Source organism: Devosia sp. SD17-2, assembly GCF_029201565.1.
GTDB lineage: Bacteria > Pseudomonadota > Alphaproteobacteria > Rhizobiales > Devosiaceae > Devosia.
Genome location: NZ_CP104002.1, coordinates 1,868,152 through 1,886,117, shown reverse-complemented (window position 1 = coordinate 1,886,117; position 17,966 = coordinate 1,868,152). Strand labels below are relative to the sequence as shown.

The 17,966-nt window shown below is 62.8% G+C and carries 15 protein-coding genes; 5 read left to right on the top strand and 10 right to left on the bottom strand.

Translation table 11 applies throughout. The features are described 5' to 3' along the window. The 5 genes from NYQ88_RS09250 to NYQ88_RS09230 all read left to right on the top strand — a co-directional run bounded on the left by NYQ88_RS09250 (position 1) and on the right by NYQ88_RS09230 (position 4,936). Positions 1-1,272, top strand: a complete 1,272-nt coding sequence (locus tag NYQ88_RS09250) for a sugar ABC transporter substrate-binding protein (protein ID WP_275654640.1) — start codon at positions 1-3, stop codon at positions 1,270-1,272. Positions 1,273-1,453: 181 nt separating this feature from the next. After that, positions 1,454-2,371, top strand: a complete 918-nt coding sequence (locus tag NYQ88_RS09245) for a sugar ABC transporter permease (RefSeq protein ID WP_275654639.1) — start codon at positions 1,454-1,456, stop codon at positions 2,369-2,371. After that, entirely contained in the window at positions 2,361-3,203 is an 843-nt protein-coding gene (locus tag NYQ88_RS09240; RefSeq protein ID WP_275606636.1) for a carbohydrate ABC transporter permease, read from the top strand. Before NYQ88_RS09245 ends, NYQ88_RS09240 begins: the two co-directional genes overlap by 11 nt. Before the next feature lie 3 nt (positions 3,204-3,206). Next, positions 3,207-4,253, top strand: coding sequence for a sn-glycerol-3-phosphate ABC transporter ATP-binding protein UgpC (gene ugpC / locus NYQ88_RS09235; RefSeq protein WP_275654638.1), 1,047 nt, complete (start codon positions 3,207-3,209; stop codon positions 4,251-4,253). Continuing rightward, entirely contained in the window at positions 4,253-4,936 is a 684-nt protein-coding gene (locus NYQ88_RS09230; RefSeq protein WP_275654637.1) for a hypothetical protein, read from the top strand. The genes ugpC (NYQ88_RS09235) and NYQ88_RS09230 overlap by 1 nt, the downstream gene beginning before the upstream one ends. An 8-nt stretch (positions 4,937-4,944) precedes the next feature. Here NYQ88_RS09230 and NYQ88_RS09225 read toward each other — a convergent pair whose 3' ends face one another. The 10 genes from NYQ88_RS09225 to NYQ88_RS09180 form a co-directional block, all read right to left on the bottom strand. Then, positions 4,945-5,766 (bottom strand): CoA ester lyase, encoded by an 822-nt coding sequence (locus NYQ88_RS09225; protein ID WP_275654636.1) that lies wholly within the window; start codon positions 5,764-5,766, stop codon positions 4,945-4,947. Next, positions 5,763-6,965: a CoA transferase gene (locus tag NYQ88_RS09220; protein WP_275654635.1), complete on the bottom strand. Its 1,203-nt coding sequence runs from the start codon at positions 6,963-6,965 to the stop codon at positions 5,763-5,765. Before NYQ88_RS09220 ends, NYQ88_RS09225 begins: the two co-directional genes overlap by 4 nt. 222 nt (positions 6,966-7,187) lie before the next feature. After that, positions 7,188-8,243 carry a sn-glycerol-3-phosphate ABC transporter ATP-binding protein UgpC gene (ugpC, locus tag NYQ88_RS09215; RefSeq protein ID WP_275654634.1) on the bottom strand — a complete coding sequence of 352 codons (1,056 nt, stop codon included), beginning with the start codon at positions 8,241-8,243 and terminating at the stop codon, positions 7,188-7,190. A gap of 116 nt (positions 8,244-8,359) precedes the next feature. Continuing rightward, complete coding sequence (locus NYQ88_RS09210; RefSeq protein ID WP_275654633.1) at positions 8,360-10,456, bottom strand: ADP-ribosylglycohydrolase family protein; 2,097 nt, start codon at positions 10,454-10,456, stop codon at positions 8,360-8,362. Between the two features lie 75 nt (positions 10,457-10,531). Beyond that, positions 10,532-11,701: an ADP-ribosylglycohydrolase family protein gene (locus NYQ88_RS09205; protein ID WP_275654632.1), complete on the bottom strand. Its 1,170-nt coding sequence runs from the start codon at positions 11,699-11,701 to the stop codon at positions 10,532-10,534. Between the two features lie 200 nt (positions 11,702-11,901). Beyond that, positions 11,902-13,335, bottom strand: coding sequence for an extracellular solute-binding protein (locus NYQ88_RS09200; protein ID WP_275654631.1), 1,434 nt, complete (start codon positions 13,333-13,335; stop codon positions 11,902-11,904). Between the two features lie 358 nt (positions 13,336-13,693). Further along, complete coding sequence (locus NYQ88_RS09195) at positions 13,694-14,593, bottom strand: carbohydrate ABC transporter permease (RefSeq protein ID WP_275654630.1); 900 nt, start codon at positions 14,591-14,593, stop codon at positions 13,694-13,696. Then, entirely contained in the window at positions 14,593-15,468 is an 876-nt protein-coding gene (locus NYQ88_RS09190; protein WP_275654629.1) for an ABC transporter permease subunit, read from the bottom strand. Before NYQ88_RS09190 ends, NYQ88_RS09195 begins: the two co-directional genes overlap by 1 nt. 134 nt (positions 15,469-15,602) lie before the next feature. Continuing rightward, entirely contained in the window at positions 15,603-16,652 is a 1,050-nt protein-coding gene (locus NYQ88_RS09185) for a LacI family DNA-binding transcriptional regulator (protein WP_275654628.1), read from the bottom strand. A 223-nt stretch (positions 16,653-16,875) separates the two neighbouring features. After that, a complete protein-coding gene (locus tag NYQ88_RS09180; protein ID WP_275654627.1) occupies positions 16,876-17,892 on the bottom strand; it encodes a TRAP transporter substrate-binding protein in 1,017 nt (338 codons plus the stop codon). Between the last annotated feature and the right edge of the window lie 74 nt (positions 17,893-17,966).

Here is a 17,966-nt window from a genome sequence, read left to right as displayed (position 1 = left end):
ATGACCAATATGTCCAACCTCAAGGCCAGCGCTGCGCTGGCCGGCATCCTGCTTCCGCTGGCCTTCGGCGGCGTCGCCTGGGCCCAGGACGCAGTCAACCTGCGTATGACCACCTGGAGCGCCAACGAAGCACACATGGCGGTGTTCAACGGCATTGCCGAGGAATTCAAGAAGACCCACCCGAACGTGACGGTGACTTTCGAACCCCTGCCGTTCGATAACTACACCACCACGCTCACCACCCAGATCGCCGGCGGCAACGCTCCGGACCTGGCCTGGATCTTCGAAACCAGCGCCCTCGACTTCGTCTCCTCCGGCGCCCTCGTGCCGCTGACCGAGCGTTTCAACGCCGTCGAAGGCTACAACCTCGCCGACGTCACCGAGAGCGCAACCGCCCTCTGGCGCCGCGATGGCGAGCTCTTCGCCTATCCGTTCTCGACCTCGCCCTTCGCGATGTTCGCCAACACCGATCTGATCACCGCGGCCGGCGCAAAAACCCCGTCCGAGCTGATCGCCGCTGGCGAATGGACTTGGGACAACGCCCTGGCCTCGGCCAAGGCCGTTGCTGACGCCGGCAAGGACGGCATCATCATCCGCGACTTCAACTACCAGAACTGGCAGAACCTGACCGCCTTCTTCCGCGGCTGGGGTGCCGATTCCTGGAGTACCGACGGCAAGGCCTGCGGCTTCAACACGCCGGAAATGGTCGAAGCCATGACCGTCTTCCACAATGCTGTCTTCAAGGACGGTTCGCTCCCCGGCCCGGGCGAGAACGTGGACTTCTTCACTGGCGACGCCGCCATGACCGTCACCCAGATCTCGCGCGCTTCGCTCCTGCCCAAGGAAGACCCGTTCAACTGGGAACTCGTTCCGCTTCCGGCTGGTCCTGTCGGCACCTATTCGGTCGTCGGTCAGGCTGGTGTTGGCGCCCTCGCCAGCGGCAAGAATGTCGACACCGCCGTCGAATTCCTCGCCTTCTTCACCAATGCCGAAAACAGCGCCAAGCTGGCCAGCTTCTTCCCGCCGGCCCGCGCTTCGCTCCTCAACACCGACACGCTCGCAGCAACCAATCCGCTGCTGTCGGCTGAGCAGATCGAAAATGTCGTCATCAACGGCATCTCGACCGGCCATGTTGTCGCCGGCCACACCAACTACGCCCAGATCCAGCAGACGGTCCGCGCTGGCCTCGACGCCCTCTGGGTTGCCGATGCCGACGTCGCTGCCGTGCTGGACAATGTCTGCACCAGCGTCAGCCCGCTGCTGATGCGCTAAGCCAACCGGAGCTTCGGCTCTCTCTTCCCTCCCCCTCGTAGGGAGGGAAGCTGAACAGGGCCCGGCGCGCCAGGTCCGTCGTGAAGCAGGGTGGGGGTAATGCCCCCGCAAACTCGGTGAGCGTGGCTCGCCCCCACCCTAGATCCCTCCCCACAGGGCGGAGGGAGACGCAGGAACCCCAATGTCTCAGCCCCTACAAGAGCCGCATAAGCCGCCATTCTGGACCATCGCGCGCCGCGATGCGGCAGCCGGTTACCTTTTCATCGCCCCGCAGCTGACCGGTACCATCCTGTTTGTGCTGATCCCGCTCGGCCTGGTGTTTTACTACTCGCTGCACGAGTGGAATGTGCTGGCCAATACTTTCACCTTTGTCGGTGATGCCAATTACCAGCTGCTGCTGCGCGACCCGAACCTGCCGCAGGTGCTCTGGGCCTCGGCCGTCTTCTCGGCCGGCCTTGTCGTGCTCAACATGAGCCTCGCGCTGCTGCTGGCCGTGCTGTTGGATCAGAAGCTCAAGGGCATCGTGGTCTTCCGCACCCTCTTCTTTTCGCCGGTTGTCGTCTCGCTTGTCGCCTGGACCATCGTCTGGAGCTTCCTCCTGCAGGTCAACGGCGGCATCAACGGCCTTCTGTCGATGATCGGCATCGAGGGCCCGAACTGGCTTCGCCATCCCAGCACCGCCATGATCTCCGTGGTCGTCGTGCAGGTCTTCAAGAATGTCGGGCTGAACATGATCTTGTTCCTCGCCGCCCTTCAGGGCGTGCCAAAGGAGCTTTATGAAGCCGCCCGCGTCGACGGCGCCCCCGCCTTCAAGCAGTTCCGCCGCATCACCTTGCCGATGATCTCGCCGACGATCCTGCTCACATCGATCATCACCATCGTCGGCTCGCTCCAGGTCTTCGCGCAGATCGCCATCCTCACCAAGGGCGGCCCGGGCGTCTCGACCACGGTTCTGGTCTATTACCTCTACCAGCAGGCGTTCCAGTTCAATTTCTTCGGCTACGGATCGACCCTCTCGATCCTGCTCTTCCTCATCGTCGCGGTGCTGACTTTCATCCAGTGGCAGATGCGCAAGCGGATCGTCTTCTATGAAAACTGATCTCTCCCCCCGCATGAAGGTCGCGCTTTACGGGCTGCTCTGCGTGCTGCTCGTGCCCTTCGTCTTCCCCACCTGGTGGATGATCACCTCATCGGTGAAGCCGATCAGCGACATCTTCGCCTTCCCCCCCGACATCTGGCCGCGCCGGTTTGACTGGACCACCTATCAGAAGGTGTTCGAGCTCCAGCCCTTCGCCCGCCAATATTGGAACTCGGCCTATATCGCCGCCATCGTCACCGTGGGCACGATGATCATCTCGTCAATGGCCGGTTACGCTTTCGCCCGGATCAAATTCCCCTTCTCCAACGCGATCTTCATGATCGTGCTGCTGGGCCTGCTTATTCCGTCCGAAGTCACCATCGTGCCGCTGTTCCAGATGTTTTTGAGCTGGGGCATGATCAACACCCATTGGCCGCTGATCCTAGTGCCGATCTTCGGCGCGCCCTCGGTGTTCGCCACCTTCGTCATGCGCCAGTTCTTCATCTCGCTTCCTGGCGAATTGGAAGAAGCGGCCCGCGTCGATGGCCTGGGCCGGTTCAAGATATTCTGGACCATCGCCCTGCCGCTGGCCAAGCCCGCGCTCGGCGCCGTCGCGATCTTCACCTTCCTCCACTCCTGGAACCTCTATCTCGAGCCCATCGTCTTCATCTCCTCTACCAACATGTTCACCCTGCCCCAGGCGCTGACCCAGTTCACTGACGCCTATGGTGGCGCCATGTGGAACATCCAGCTCGCCGCTGCGACCATGACCGCCATTCCGGTGCTCATCGTCTTCATCGTGGCACAGAAGCAGTTCGTCGAAGGGCTCGCCCATACCGGTCTGAAAGGCTGACCCATGGCCAAAGTAACTCTCGATAACGTCCGCAAGGCCTACGGCGACATCAACATCCTGCACGGGATCGATGTCGACATCACCGACGGCGAATTCATCGTCCTCGTCGGCCCCTCGGGCTGCGGCAAGTCCACCCTGCTGCGCATGATCGCCGGTCTCGAAACTATCTCCTCGGGCGAAATCTCGATCGGCGACCGCGTCGTCAACGAGCTCGAGCCCAAGGACCGGGACATCGCCATGGTGTTCCAGAATTATGCGCTCTACCCGCACATGACGGTCGCTACCAACATGGGCTTCTCCCTCGAGCACCGCGGTGCCTCCAAGGCCGAGATCGCCGAGCGCGTCAAATGGGCGGCGGACATCCTCGACCTCTCGCACCTGCTTGATCGCTATCCGCGCCAGCTCTCGGGCGGCCAGCGTCAGCGCGTCGCCATGGGCCGCGCCATCGTGCGCAACCCGCAGGTTTTCCTCTTCGACGAGCCGCTCTCCAACCTCGACGCCAAACTCCGCGTCGTCATGCGCGGCGAGATCAAGGCCCTGCACCAGCGGCTGGGGGTCACCACCATCTACGTCACCCACGACCAGATCGAAGCCATGACCATGGCCGACCGCATCGTCGTCATGCACGGCGGCCGCGTCGAACAAATCGGCGCCCCGCTCGATCTCTATGATCGTCCGGCCAATCTCTTCGTCGCCGGCTTCATCGGCTCGCCGGGCATGAACATCATCCCTGGCACCATCGAAGCCAGCGGGTTCGTCGCCAATGGCGTCACCTTACCCCTGCCCGCTGGCATCACCGCCACCGGCGCGGCCAAATACGGCATCCGCCCCGAGCACCTCTCCCTCGACCCCAACGGCATCCCGGCCATCGTGAATCTGGTCGAACCCATGGGCTCTGAAACCCAGGTCACCATGACCCTTGCCGGCCAGACCATTATCGGCGTCTTCCGCGAGCGCATCAGCGCCCGTCCCGGCGAAACCATCTCGGTCACGCCCGAGCTTTCCGCCATCCACCTTTTCGACGCCGCAGACGGCAACCGGATCAACTGATGTACGCGACGACCCCGTTCTACACTTCCCTCACCGACGGCAGCTTCCCGGTCATCGTCTCGCTGGCGCGGCACGACATCGACCTCGCCAAAGCCGCACTCGATGCCGGCGCCACCGCCATCAAGACCCACCTCAACGCCTATCACCGCGCCACCGACCGCACCTTCGGCACCTTCACCGAAGAACGTCCGTTCTTTGAGGAACTGGCCAAGCTGGGCTGCCCTCTGCTGGTTATGGCTGGTCAGGAAACCGTCCCCACCGCCGAGGAAATGGACGCCCTCCACGATCTCGGCTTCCAGGGTTTTAACGTCTACATCGACCATCTGCAGCCGCATCTGCTGCAGTCAAAACTCCGCCCCATGCCGGCGCTGTCCTCGACCAGCACCCCGGACGATGTAAAATCCATCGCCGCCACCCCCGGCTGCATCGTCGAAGCCTCGATCATGACATTCGACCGCTACCGCACCGCCATGACCGCCGACGACCTCGCCCGCTACAAGGCCATCGTCGACGCCGTCGACGTCCCGGTGATCGTGCCGAGCCAGCTCGCGCTCACCCCCGACGACGCCCGCGCCCTCAAGGACATCGGCATCGCCGCCCCCCTCCTCGGCGCCATCGTCACCGGTGACACTGTTGAGAGCATGTCGAAATCCGTCGCGGCCATCGCCGCAATCAACGCCTGACCTAAACTTTACCGCCGGGCCAGGATCTTCCTGGCCCGCGCAATTACCGGCGCATCGACCATCCTGCCGTCGAGCTCAAACGCGCCCTCGCCCCCGGCCGCCCGAGCCACCACCCGCTCCGCCCAATCCACTTCTTCCGCACTCGGCGAAAACCCGGCATTGAGCAGCGGCACCACCGCCGGATGCACGCAGCTCGCGCCATCAAACCCATGCGCCCTGGCCTCCGCCACCGCTGCTTTGATCCCCTCGAGATCGCTATAATCCGCCACGCTGCGCAACAGCCCCAGCGATAGCAAGCCCGCCGCCTTGGCCGCATAATGCACCATCAGCTTTGGCACCCGCAGCACCTCGGGCGTCGGCTCGCCCCCGATCGCCAGCGCAAAATCCTCGCCGCCGAGCGACAGCGCTATCAGCCGCGGCCCCCGAGCAATTTTGGCAGCATCGAGCAGCGCCCCCGGATCCTCCAGCACCGCGACAAACTCCATCGGCGCCCGCCCAGCCTTCGCCTCCTCCGGCGCTAACACATCCGCCAGCGCCGCAAATTCTTCCGCACTCCGCGCCTTCGGCACCGAAAGCCCATCCGCCCCCGCCCGGCACGCCGCCAGCGCATCCTCGCGCTGCCGCTCTCCGGCATTGACCCGCACCAGCACCCGCGCCCCATTCCGACGCACCGCAGCCACCGCGTCAGCCAGCCCCTCCCGCGCCGCATCCTTGCTCGCTTCGGGCACCGCATCCTCAAGATCGAGGATGATCGCATCGGCCCCCCGCTCATGCGCCTTGGCGATAAACCGCTCGGATTGAGCCGGCACATAGAGCAGCGACCGCATCATTTCTGCTCCCCCTCCATCGCGCGCGGATCAACGCCAATCTCGCGAAAAATCTCGTCATTGTGCTGGCCAAGTTCAGGCGCCGGCAGCCGCCACACCCCCGGCGTGCCGGACATGCGCGGGACGATATTGTGCATCGGCAGCGTCCCGAACTCCTCATCCTCCGCCGCCACGATAATCTCGCGCTCGGCGAAATGGCTGTCCGCCATCGCGTCGGCAATATTGTAGACCGGCCCCACTGTTGCCCCGGCCGCACGCATGGTCTCCAGCGCCTCAGCACTCTCACGCGTTGCAAACCAGTTACCGATCGTCTCATCCACCAGCATCCGGTTTTTCACCCGATCCGAATTCGTGGCAAAGCGCGGATCCCCGATCATCTCCGGCCTGCCGATGATCTCGAAAATCCGCTTGGCCACCGCCGGCGTCGACCCCGACAGCGCCAGATATTTCCCGTCGGCACAGAGATAGACATTTCGTGGCGAGGCCGTGTTGGACGCACTGCCGGAACGCTGCTTGATCTTGCCCGTCACCGCATGGATCGCCGCCTCCGGCCCCAGCACCGAAAACATCGGCTCGAGGAGGCTGAGATCAATCACCTGCCCCCGCGCCGTCCCGCCCTGTCGCGCATAAAGCGCCATCATCGTCGCAGAGGCCCCGTAGATCCCGGCGATCATATCCGCCAGCGCCAGCGGCGGCAGCACCGGCTCGCGATCCGGAAAGCCGGTCCGATCGGCGAACCCGCTCATCGCCTCGACAATGGTCCCAAACCCCGGCAGATGGGCATAGGGCCCCGTCTGCCCAAACCCCGAAATCCGCACCACGATCAGATCCGGATTGCGCGCCAGCAGCTTTTCCGGCGCCAGCCCCATTTTTTCCAGCGTCCCCGGCCGAAAATTCTCGATGAACACATCTGCCGTCTCAACCAGCCGCCACAGCGCGTCCATCGCCTGGGGCTCGCGCAGATTGAGCATCACCGACCGCTTATTGCGCCCATAGGCCTTCCAGAACAGCGAATGCCCGTCATCCTTCCACGCCCGCAGCGGATCCCCCTCCGGCGGCTCGATCTTGATCACATCCGCCCCAAAATCGGCCAGCTGCAGGCTCAGCATATTCCCCGCCATCAACCGGCTGAGATCGAGCACCCGAATATTGTCCAGCGGCCCCCGCGCAGAGGGATCAAACTTTTTCGTCTCAAAATTCATATCTGATCCCTAAACAACGAGAGCCCCGATCGCCCCCCTCCCCCTTTTCAGGGGGAGGCCGGGTGGGGGTAACGAGAGTTCCAGTCGCCCCAGCCTCTCAGTCTGCGCCTCTTCCCCCTTGTGGGGAGGGAACGAGGGTGGGGGTATGTCTAAGCACTGTGCCAGTAGCCCCCCACCCCAACCCTCCCCACGAGGGGGAGGGAGCCAGAACGGCTAAGAAACTCACCGCAGCCGCAACCCCGTCGCCTTATCAAACACAAACACCCGCGCCGGATCGATCACCAGCCGCACCTCATCCCCCGGCCGCAGCAGCGCGTGGTCTCGCACCACCACCGAAATTTCCTCGCCGCCCAGATGCGCTAGCACTTCCTGCGCGTCCCCGGTCGGCTCCACCACCTGCACGCTCACCGGAACGCCCTCAGCCCCGACCGTGATCTGCTGCGGCCGCACGCCGTAAACAATCTCCGTCCCCGCAGGGACATCGAGCGGCGTGCCCAGCGGCAGTTCCTGCCCGCCGACCCGCACCGAAGTCCCGCCCTCGTAACGCGCTTCGAAGAGATTGATCTCCGGCGAGCCGATAAAGCTCGCCACAAACAGATTAGCCGGATTGTTGTAGAGCTCGAGCGGCGCGCCGGCCTGCTCGATATTGCCGCCATTGAGCACCACGATCTTGTCGGCCATGGTCATGGCCTCGGTCTGATCGTGGGTCACATAGATCATCGTCTTGCCCAGCCGCTGATGCAGCCGCTTGATCTCGCCGCGCATTTTCACGCGCAGCTTGGCATCGAGGTTGGAAAGCGGCTCATCGAACAGAAACGCCCGCGGATTGCGCACGATGGCCCGCCCCATGGCCACGCGCTGCCGCTGCCCGCCCGAGAGTTCCTTGGGCAGACGGTCGAGCAAATTCTCGAGCCCCAGAATCTCCGCCGCTTCCGCCACCCGCGTCTTGATCTCGGCCTTGGACGTGCCCGCCAGCCGCAGCGCAAAGCTCATATTGTCGGCAACCTTCATATGGGGGTAGAGCGCGTAGCTCTGGAACACCATGGCGATGTCCCGCTCCTTGGCCGGCATATTGTTGACGACCTTTCCGCCAATGGTGATCTCGCCCGAGGAAATATCCTCCAGCCCCGCGATCATCCGCAGCAGCGTCGACTTCCCGCACCCGGAGGGCCCGACCAGCACGACGAATTCGCCGTCGCCCATTTCGAGCGAAATATCCTTGAGCACGGTGACATTGCCATAGCGCTTGCCCACCTGCTTGAGCACGATCTCCGACATATTCGTCTCCTCTGTCACCGCCATATGGCGGCCTCCCCTTCACCTCTCCCTTGGGGGAGAGGTCGACGCGAAGCGTCGGATGAGGGGGCCTTCCCTCTTCACTGAGCTGACTTCACTCAGCTCTCGACGATCTCGATCCGCCCAACACTCATCCGCCCAGCCGAGGCCAGCCGAACGCCCGCCATGCCGTGGGTGTAGTCGCTATCTCTCGCCGAGATCAGCTCCGTCCCATCCACCGCAAAAGTCAGCTGATCTCCCTTCACGCTGAAGGCAAACTGATAGCTCTTCCCGGTCTCCGGCTTGAACGATGCCCTTGCGAGAACGGTGGACCCAAAATTCTCCTTGAGGATGACCACCTCATCCCCCTCAAACCCGGCCGCATAAAACCGCCCCGTCCCTAGCACCCGCGCCGTCACCAGCTGCGAGGCGCCCGAGAGCCGCTGGATATCGGCCGAGACCGTGACATCCTTGGCGTAATAATGCCCGGTCCACATATCGGCATCGCCCGCCGTATGCCCCTGAATGCGCCCAAAACTCTTGGTCCAGTGCCCGCGATTATAGGTAAACCGCGTGATCGCGCCCCATTCCTGTGCCTCGGTCTCCGGCTCGATGACGATCCGCCCCGGCCCTTCCACCCTGAAATCGGCCAGGAACAGCCGCCCTAAAAACTTCAGCCGCCCAAAATACTCGATGGAGATGCCGATCTCGTCGATCGCTTCCACCCCATCCGGCACCGCAAAGGAATAGTCCTGCCAACCCTCTGCTGACGGCACATCCCAGGCCCCGACTTCCTCAATCGCGCCACTCATCGTCCGGCGCACATAGGGCGCTACGCGCAGATTGCCGTCGCCATTCCACGGATCGAGCCAGAGCTTGAACGAGACGATCTGCCCCGCATCGACCACCGGGCTGAACATTGGCCGATAACGCTCGTCGTCAAAATCCGTGCGCCGATAGAACGGCTTCCAGAACACCCGGCCGCCCTGCCCGCGCTCCAGCCGATCGAGCTGGATTTCCAGCGATCCGCGCGAGCCCTCGACATGCCGTTCATCGGAATGCTTCAGCGTGATTTGATTAAAGCCCTCGGTCCGGAAACCATGGGTCGAGCCCGGCAGGTCAAAATCAAACCGCAGCCCGCGCCGGGAGAAATCTTCCTGCCACAGCGCCGGTACGTCCCGGCCCGCCAGTTGCAGCGCCAACACCGTCAGCTCGCGCGCAAAGCTCGGAATATCGACGATATTGATGCTGCCGACGATCCCGGAGGCAATCAGGAAATCATTGATGGGCTTGCGATATTTGCCCCAGCCTTCGTGCAGCCCCTGAAACGTCGCGACAATCGCCGCCGCATTGCCGGCGTTACAATCGGTGTCCCAGCCAGCCATGGTTGCGATCTCTGCCGTGCGCGGCAAATCGCCTGCGCCATAAAGGATCGACATGATGGTCACGCCCGCATTGGGAATGATGTGGCAGACGCCGGGATAGCGGTCATAGCCCCATTCGGCCTCCAGCATCTCCCGGCAGGCCCGCCAATCTTTCGGGTTCGCCTTATGGAAGTCGATCACCGCCTGACCCACACGGGCATAGGTCGAACCGGCATCAATGGTAGACATGGCCGTCGCGATGATCTCGTCAATGCTTCCGGCCTCAAACGCCGCTGCAATCGCCGCCGCGCAGAAGCGCGCGCCATTGAGCCCGTCGCCATCATGGGCAACGCTTGCGGCCATCGCCGACATGTCCGCCGCCCGCTGCGGATTGCCCGGGTTCACCCAGCCCCAGCTGTCGATGAAAATCTGCCCGCCAATCTGCTCGGCCACCGTCGTGCCGTTCTGCGCGATGGAGCCCGATTGCGGCGCAGGGATACCGGCCCGCAGATTGCGATAGGCGGTGTGCTCGGTCGACACACCAAACCCGCCCCACCAATACATGCCGTGCTCCTCGGCCGCATAGTTCAGCCAGGTCTTGCCCACATCCTCGGCGGTGCAATCGAGCCCGTAATCGCGCAGCGCCCGGATGAAATAGACCGGGCCATTGGTGTCATCATCGGCCGCGAAGTTCTTGAAATCGCGGAGATATTGCGTCACCTCGCCATAGGTCTTGTGGATGCGCTCATAGCTCCAGATGGTCGGCTCGACCGGGGCGCCGAGGCGCACGCCAATGGCCTTGCCGATAAAGCCGGCATAGATCTTTTCGAGGATTTGGGTTTCGGACAGCATTCGCTTCTGACTTTCAAAATTCTTGGTGCATTCGTCTCGCCGTCACAGGCGGGAGCCGGAAAACTCAGGAGAAAATCACGCCAAACCCAGTTCTGCCCTGGCCACCCAGCGCGCCTCCGCAGCCGCGCGATCCGCAGCGAGAATTTCCGTCACCACCCCGGCAAACGCATCCGCCGACGCCGTCAGATCGAGCCTGTTCGCCCTGTTGATCTGCGCATGATCCTCAGCGTCGATCACAGCTTCACCGTGCATCGCCCCCAGGATCGCCCCGGCCATCACGCCGATGGAATCCGTATCGCGTCCCGAATTGATCCCGTCCTCGATCGAGCGCCGGAAGTCGCCGCCATTGAAAAGGCAAAAACCAAGCGCCAGCGGCAATTCCTCAATGGAGAGCAACCGGCTCGGCCGGTAGGCATCTGTCCGCCGCCCCACCTTTTCTTCCATGTGATTGAGGTCATCGCCCATCACCGAAAACCGCCCGATGATCTCGTGGAAAACCGCAGAGACCTCTTCATGCTCAGCGCCCGTCTTCCGCAGCCGCAGCGCCGCCTCGGCGATGGCCTCAATCGCCTCCCGCGTGCCATCCTTGGCCAGCCCGGTCACCGTCTCGACAATTTTTTCGATGCTCGTCCCCGGCAAAAAGGCCGCCGCCACCGCCGCCGCCATCACTCCGGCGGCCTCAAGCCCATAGCTCTCCTGATGGCCCGAAGCGAAGGCGATCGCCTCGCCATAGGCTGCCTTTGGATCCGCCGCATTCGCCACCCCGATCGGCGCGATGTACATCGCCGCCCCACAGTTCACCATGTTGCCGATCCCACCCTGCCGCGGATCGCAATTGGCCAGCTGGTGGCGCTGAAAGATCCATTTCTCCGGATAAAACAGCCGGTCGATCAACATCGCCTCGCGCTGCAACTCCGGCACCCAGCGCTTGATCCAGGCGATCTGGCGCACCATCCCGTCGGCCATATCCCAGGCGTCGAGATGCCGCTTCACCTCGGCATAGATATCCATCATCGCCAGCGTCATGAGCGTGTCGTCGGTAACGATCCCGTCGCCGCGCACCCTGTGGTTCCGCTGCTCGGACGGCAGATCCATCTTGTGCCACCGCGTCATCACCGACCGCACCCGCCCATAGCGCTCGCGGATCTGGGCTGCCGACAGCTTTTCCACCGGCGCACCCAGCGCATCGCCCAGCGCAACGCCATGCAGCATGCCGCGAATGCGGGAGTTCAGGGATGGGGTCATCGTGTGCACACAACTTTCAGTTCAGGCGTCAATCACTGCGTTCTCAGTCGACACCTCCCCCTCCTGAAGGGGGCGGGTCAGGGTGGGAGTGGGGCCAAGAGCTCGGCCATCCGGGCTCTTGCACCCCTCCCAACCTCCCCCTTCAAGGGGGAGGTGCCGTTCCGTGGATGCGGAGAGACAGCGCCCTCCGCGCCCTGCCCTTACTCGCCCAACACGCTCGCAGCGTATTCAGCCATGCGGGCACCGCCGGCAGCGTTGTATTCGCTGACGAAATCGCCCCACTGGTCGAGCGAGGCTTCACCGGTGATGAAGCGGGCCACCCAGGCGCGATAGATCTGCTCGGTGGCGTCGACCTCAGCGGCGTATTCGGCCGGCCAGACAAAGGCATTGTCGGCCACGAAGTCCGCCTTGATGTTGTCGAGCGCGGCCTGTGCGGTGTCGCCAAGCAGCGGGGTCGGCGGCGTCCAGTTGGACGCGTTAAAGAAGCGCGCATACCAGGTCGAGATCGCGTCGGTGAAGGTCACGCTGCCATCGGCGGCGGTATTGTGGTGCACGCCCTCAAAGCCCAGGCGGTCGATATCCTGACCTTCCTTGGAGGCCATGAATTCGAGCACCTTGAAGGCTTCGTCCTTGTGCTCGGAGAGCGAGGAGATCGCCCAGCCGCGCGCTTCCTTGGCCACATCGACCGCAGCCAGGCCCTTGCCGCCCGGGCCCGACGGCACTGGCAGCAGCACGAGGCTCACGTCAGCTTCCGGATAGGTCTGGCGCATCTTGCCCGAATAGATGTCGATCACTTCCGGCGACGAGCCGAAGATCACGCCGGCCTTGCCGGTGTAGAACTTGTCTTCCTTCACGTCATAGGTGTTGGTGACATATTCCTTGTCGAAGAGGCCCTTGTCCGCCAGCCGCGCGTAGAACTCGATCTTGGCCTTTTCCGCGTCGGTCACGCGGGCATTCACCCACTTGCCCTCGGCGTTCTTCATCCAGGTGCCGGTCACGCCAAACGCCTGATTGAAGATGGAGTCGAGTTCACCCGTATTGCCAAAACCGGTCAGGCCCAGCGTATTGCCCGGCGTGCCGTCACCATCGAGATCGGCGTCGTGAATGGCCTGGAACAGCGCTTCATATTCTTCCACCGTGGTCGGTGGCTGAAGGCCCAGCTCATCCAGCCAGTCCTTGCGCATCACCGGCTGCGGAGCGCGCGCGGGATAGAGATAGATGAGATAAGGATAGTTCTCGAGACGGTCGAAATTGTGCGGCCACATGCCGGCCTTCACAGTTTCCGAGCCTTCCACCCAGGGGCGCAGATCCTCGAGAATCCCCTGCTCGGCCATCTTCTGGTCGCCGCCTTGGAAATACATGATGTCCGGGATATCGCCCGACAGCAGCATCACGCCCAGCGCCTCGCCATAGGCAGCGGTGCCGCCCGGCAAATCGATGGTCTGGATATCGACATCGGTTCCCTGCGCCTTGAGCGCAGCTTCGATAGCCTCGATTTCCTTCATGTCATCGGGGTTGGTGGTCAGCAGATCCTTGCTCACCAGCCGCAGCGTTGTCTGGGCCATAGCCGGCGCCACAGCAGCACCCAGCATGGCCATGGCCGTCGTCGCCAAAAGCAGCGTCTTGAACTTCATTTCCAGTCTCCTCCGTTTATTCCGTCACACCGCTTTCGCGGAATTTTTCGTAACTCACCGGCCCGCCTCCCTCCCCCTCGTGGGAGAGATTGAGGGTGGGGGGCGAGAGCCCCGATCCATCGTCAAAGGCCTGCAGGCCCCATTCTCTCCCGCCCACCGGCTCCACCTCCCCCTCGAAGGGGGAGGATAGGAGGGGGTGGAGTCCCACACACCGGCCCCACCACTCCCTCCGGGGGAGAGGTCGACGCCCTTGCGTCGGGTGAGGGGACCTTCCCAAAATCCCAGCAAGGCCCCCTCACCCGGCTTGCTCCGCAATCCGACCTCTCCCCAAGGGAGAGGTGAGCCCCCCCAAAAATCCTCATCCCTTCAGCGCCCCCGACATCGTGCCCTTGGTGAAGAACTTCAAAATCAGCGGGTAGATTGCCAGGATCGGCAGGATGGTGATGAAGATCATCCCCGCCTTCAGCGCCCGGATATTGATCTGCGCAATGGCCGTGTTGTTGGCGAGATTATTAGCGCCGACGATGGCCACCTTGTCCCCCTCGATCACGAACTGGCGCAGCACCACCTGCAGCGGCCACTTCGTCTGGTCGTTGAGGTAGATCATCGAGCGGAAGAACTCGTTCCAGTGCAGCACGAGGTAGAACAGCGCGATGGTGGCGAGCGCGGGCTTGGCCAGCGGCAGCACGACCAGGAAAAAGGTCTGGAACGGATTGGCGCCGTCGAGCTCAGCCGCCTCCAGCAATTCCTTGGGAATTTCCTCGAAGAAGCGGATGAGGATGATGAGGTACCAGGCGCTGATCACCTTATACATGATGACGGCCCAGGGCGTGTTGAGCAGGCCCATCCGCTTCATCAGGAAGTAGTCGGGAATGATGCCGGGCTCGAACACGATGGTCACCAGCACCATGATGAAGATCAGCCGTCGACCCGGCAGGCCGGGTCGCGACATGCCCCAGGCCATCAGCGCCGTGCCGAAAACACCAAGGCAAACGCTGGTCGCCGTCATCCAGATCGAGTTGAAGAGACCCCGCTGCACGTTGGGGTGCTGCAGCAGCAGTGCCCAGACATCGGTCGAAAACCCGTCGGGGATGATCGAGAGGCCCGAAAAGCCAGCCACCTTGCTCGGCTCGGTAAACGACAGCGCCAGGAGGTTGAGCAGCGGATGCAGCGTGAACACCACAAGCAGCAGCAGGGTCGAGACGATAAGCACATATTCGACGCGTTCGAGCGGCGTCCGGCGCGAAAAACTGGCCATCACCACACTCCCTTGCCGGTTAGTCGCTTGCTGATGAAATGGCTGATCAACACCAGCGCCATGCCGATCACAGCCTTGAAGAGGCCCGCCGCCGTCGCCAGCGCGTACTCCCCGGTAAACAGGCCCATGCGGTATACATAGGTGTCGAGGATATCGATGGTCGACGCATTGACCGCGTTCTGCATGTTGACCACCTGGTTGAGGTCAGCCGAGAGGAACATGCCCATGTTGAGAATGAACAGCGTCGCAATGGTCGGCACGATGCCGGGAATGGTGACGTGTCGGATCTTCTGCCAGCGGCTCGCGCCGTCCAGCTCCGCCGCCTCATAGAGCTGCGGGTCGATCGCAAAGATCGCCGCGAGATAGAGCAGGCTGTCCCAACCGGCCGAGCGCCAGATTTCCGAGATCACCAGCACCCAGCGGATCGTTCCGGTATTGGTCATGTAGTTGATGGGCGCAAAGCCCATCGCGGTCTGGATCTGGTTGACCGCGCCATCGGTAGGCGACAGCAGCGCAATGAACACGCCCGCGATCACCACCCAGGACAGGAAGTGCGGCAGATAGATCGCCGACTGGATCATCCCGCGAAACTTACCGCTGCGGATTTCATTGAGCAGCAGCGCCACGATGATCGGAACGGGGAACACGAAGATGATCTTCATGCCCGAGATGATCAGCGTATTGGCCAGCACCTGGTAGAACAGCGGCGAGGAGAACAGCGTCTGAAAGTTCTTCAGCCCGACCCAGATATTGGGCGGAATGATCCGGACCTGCTCGAACGCCATCTTGGCTTCCCAGATCGGAACATAGTGCCAGACGAAGAAGAACAGGAGGCCCGGCGCCATCATCGCGTAATAGGGCCACCATTGGCGCACGCTTTCGCGAAAACCCTTCCTCGCGGGTAACAGTCTGCTAGCCAACTCACCCGAAGTGCGAATGGCTGCGTCAGCGGGAACGTTCCCACCGATTGGTGCACGCGTCGAATTTTGACCGGCATCAGCAGTCATTTTCAGACCCTCCCTGCCCCCGCGATGTGCGAGGCATGCTGTGTCGACAGATCGGCGAGTGAGCCTCGCTCTAGAAGTCGGCACGGCATGTAAATTCGCCGGTGGTCCGGCTTGTGTTCAATCTCATCGAACAGGCACTCCACTGCCCGCTCGCCGATATCGCGTCCCGGCTTGGCCACGGTCGTGAGCCCCGGCCAGGCAAATTCCCCTGACGGAATCCCGTCAAAACCGAGGATCGACACATCGCTCGGGCAATCGAGGCCCGCGTCGCGCACCGCCATCATTGCGCCTAGCGCCATCATGTCATTGGCGGCAAACACCGCCAGATGCCCAACGCGCGGTTGCGCCAGCAGGCGCCGCATCGCCTCGCGCCCGCCTTCAACCGTATATTCGCCGTCCTCGATCGGCAGGATCGCTGGATCGAGGTCGCGCTCGACACAGTGCTCATGCACAGCCCGCAAAAAACGCGCACGGGCCAGACGACCTTTCGAGCCCAGGATCAGCGCGGGAGCCTTGTGCCCCTTGGCGACAAGATAATCGAGGCCCAGCCGCACGGCCTGGGCGATGTCCGAGCCGACGCTCGAAATATCTGGAAACCGTTCGGCGCTCGAACCGATGAACACGCAGGGCATGCCGAAGCGGTCAAGATCGTCAAAACTGTCGGAGACGGGATTGACGATGGCGCCATCCACCCGGGCCCGCCGCAGCGTCCGCAGATGAGCCGCCTCGACCTGCGGGTCCCAGTCCGACGAAAAGACCAGCAGCGAAGCGCCCGCCTTGGCCGCGCGATCCTGCGCGCCACGCGCGACATCAGCCCAGAACGGGTTGGCGATATCGGGAATGACGAGCCCCAGCATGCCGCTGCGTCCCGAGCGCATGCCCACCGCCAGATGGTTGCGCTCATAGCCCACCGCCTCGGCCGCCTGGATGACCTTTTTCCGGGTCTCTTCAGTGATGTTGGAAGAACCAGCCAGTGCCCGCGCTGCGGTGCTCTTGGACACCCCGGCGCGCTCGGCAACATCGATAATGGTCGGCCGGCGGTTACGGCTCATACCCAATTCTCTCCCTCGCCCGGCCCCTCCGCCAAGCATGGGAACGTTACCGCGAAACACACCCAAGTCAACACCACATGTTGAGCAAGCAGCGTAAATATCGAAAAGACTTGAGATTGCAGGCCCTTAGCACCACGGCCTCTCCGGCGGTCACGTTCCCGAAACCCACAAAAAAGCCCCGCCCGAGATCGGGCGGGGCTTCGGAAATGTCGGTCTGCAGGTGTTACTCTGCCGCGATTGCAGCGCGGGCAGCTTCCACCAGAGCCGGGCCATCGACGCCGATGGCTTCCATTTCCTTGTACCATTCATCATAGGTCGGCTCGGCAGCCGCCACCCAGCGGGCGGTCTCTTCGGCATCGAGCTGGACGATGTTGTTGCCGGCCTTCACAGCGAGCGAGAGGCCTGTCGCATCACCATTATCCATGACGCGACCGAACTGGCGCGACAGCTCCAGCCCCGAATGTTCGTCGATGATCGCCTTCAGATCATCGGGCAGATTGTTGTAGCTGTCATGGTTCATGAACATGCCGAACGTCTGGCTGTAGAGGCCATGGTCGCTGGTGAAACCGGTATGGTTCTTCACCAGCTCGGCAATACGCAGCGAGGGGGTAACTTCCCACGGAACGGTCGTCGCTTCGATCACGCCCTTCGACAGCGCTTCCGGGGTCTGGGTCACCGGCATGCCGACTGGCTCGGCACCGAGCAGGCGCAACATGTTGGAAATAATGCGAGATCCGCCGCGGACCTTCATCCCCTCGAGGTCTTCGAGCGAGTTGATCGGCTCCTGCGAATGGAAGAGCCCGGGGCCGTGGGTGTGCAGTGCCAGCACTTTGGACCCGGCCATTTCGTCGGCGGCATTGGCCATCACATACTTATAGAAGGCCGCCGAGGATGCCTCGCCGGTGGTCAGCATGAAGGGCAGCTCGAACACTTCCGCCTTGGGGAAGCGGCCCGGCGTATAGCCCAGAATGGTCCAGACGATATCCACCACGCCGTCCTTGGCCTGGTCGTAGAGATCGGCAGGAACGCCACCGAGCTGCATGGCCGGATAGAGTTCAAAGGCAATGCGCCCGCCGGAAGCTTCTGACACCATATTGGCCCAGGGCTCGATCGCCTGTGCCGGGATGGTCGCCTGTGCCGGCAGCATCTGGTGAATGCGGAGCGTCACCTCCTGGGCAAAGCTCGTGCTGGACAGCGCCAGGGCTGCAATCGCGCCGAGAATAAGGCTTGTCGACTTCATTTTACTTCCTCCCTTGGGTGCCGGACAATTGCCGGCCAGTTGGCCCTGCGCCTCATTCCTCCTCGACGCGCAGA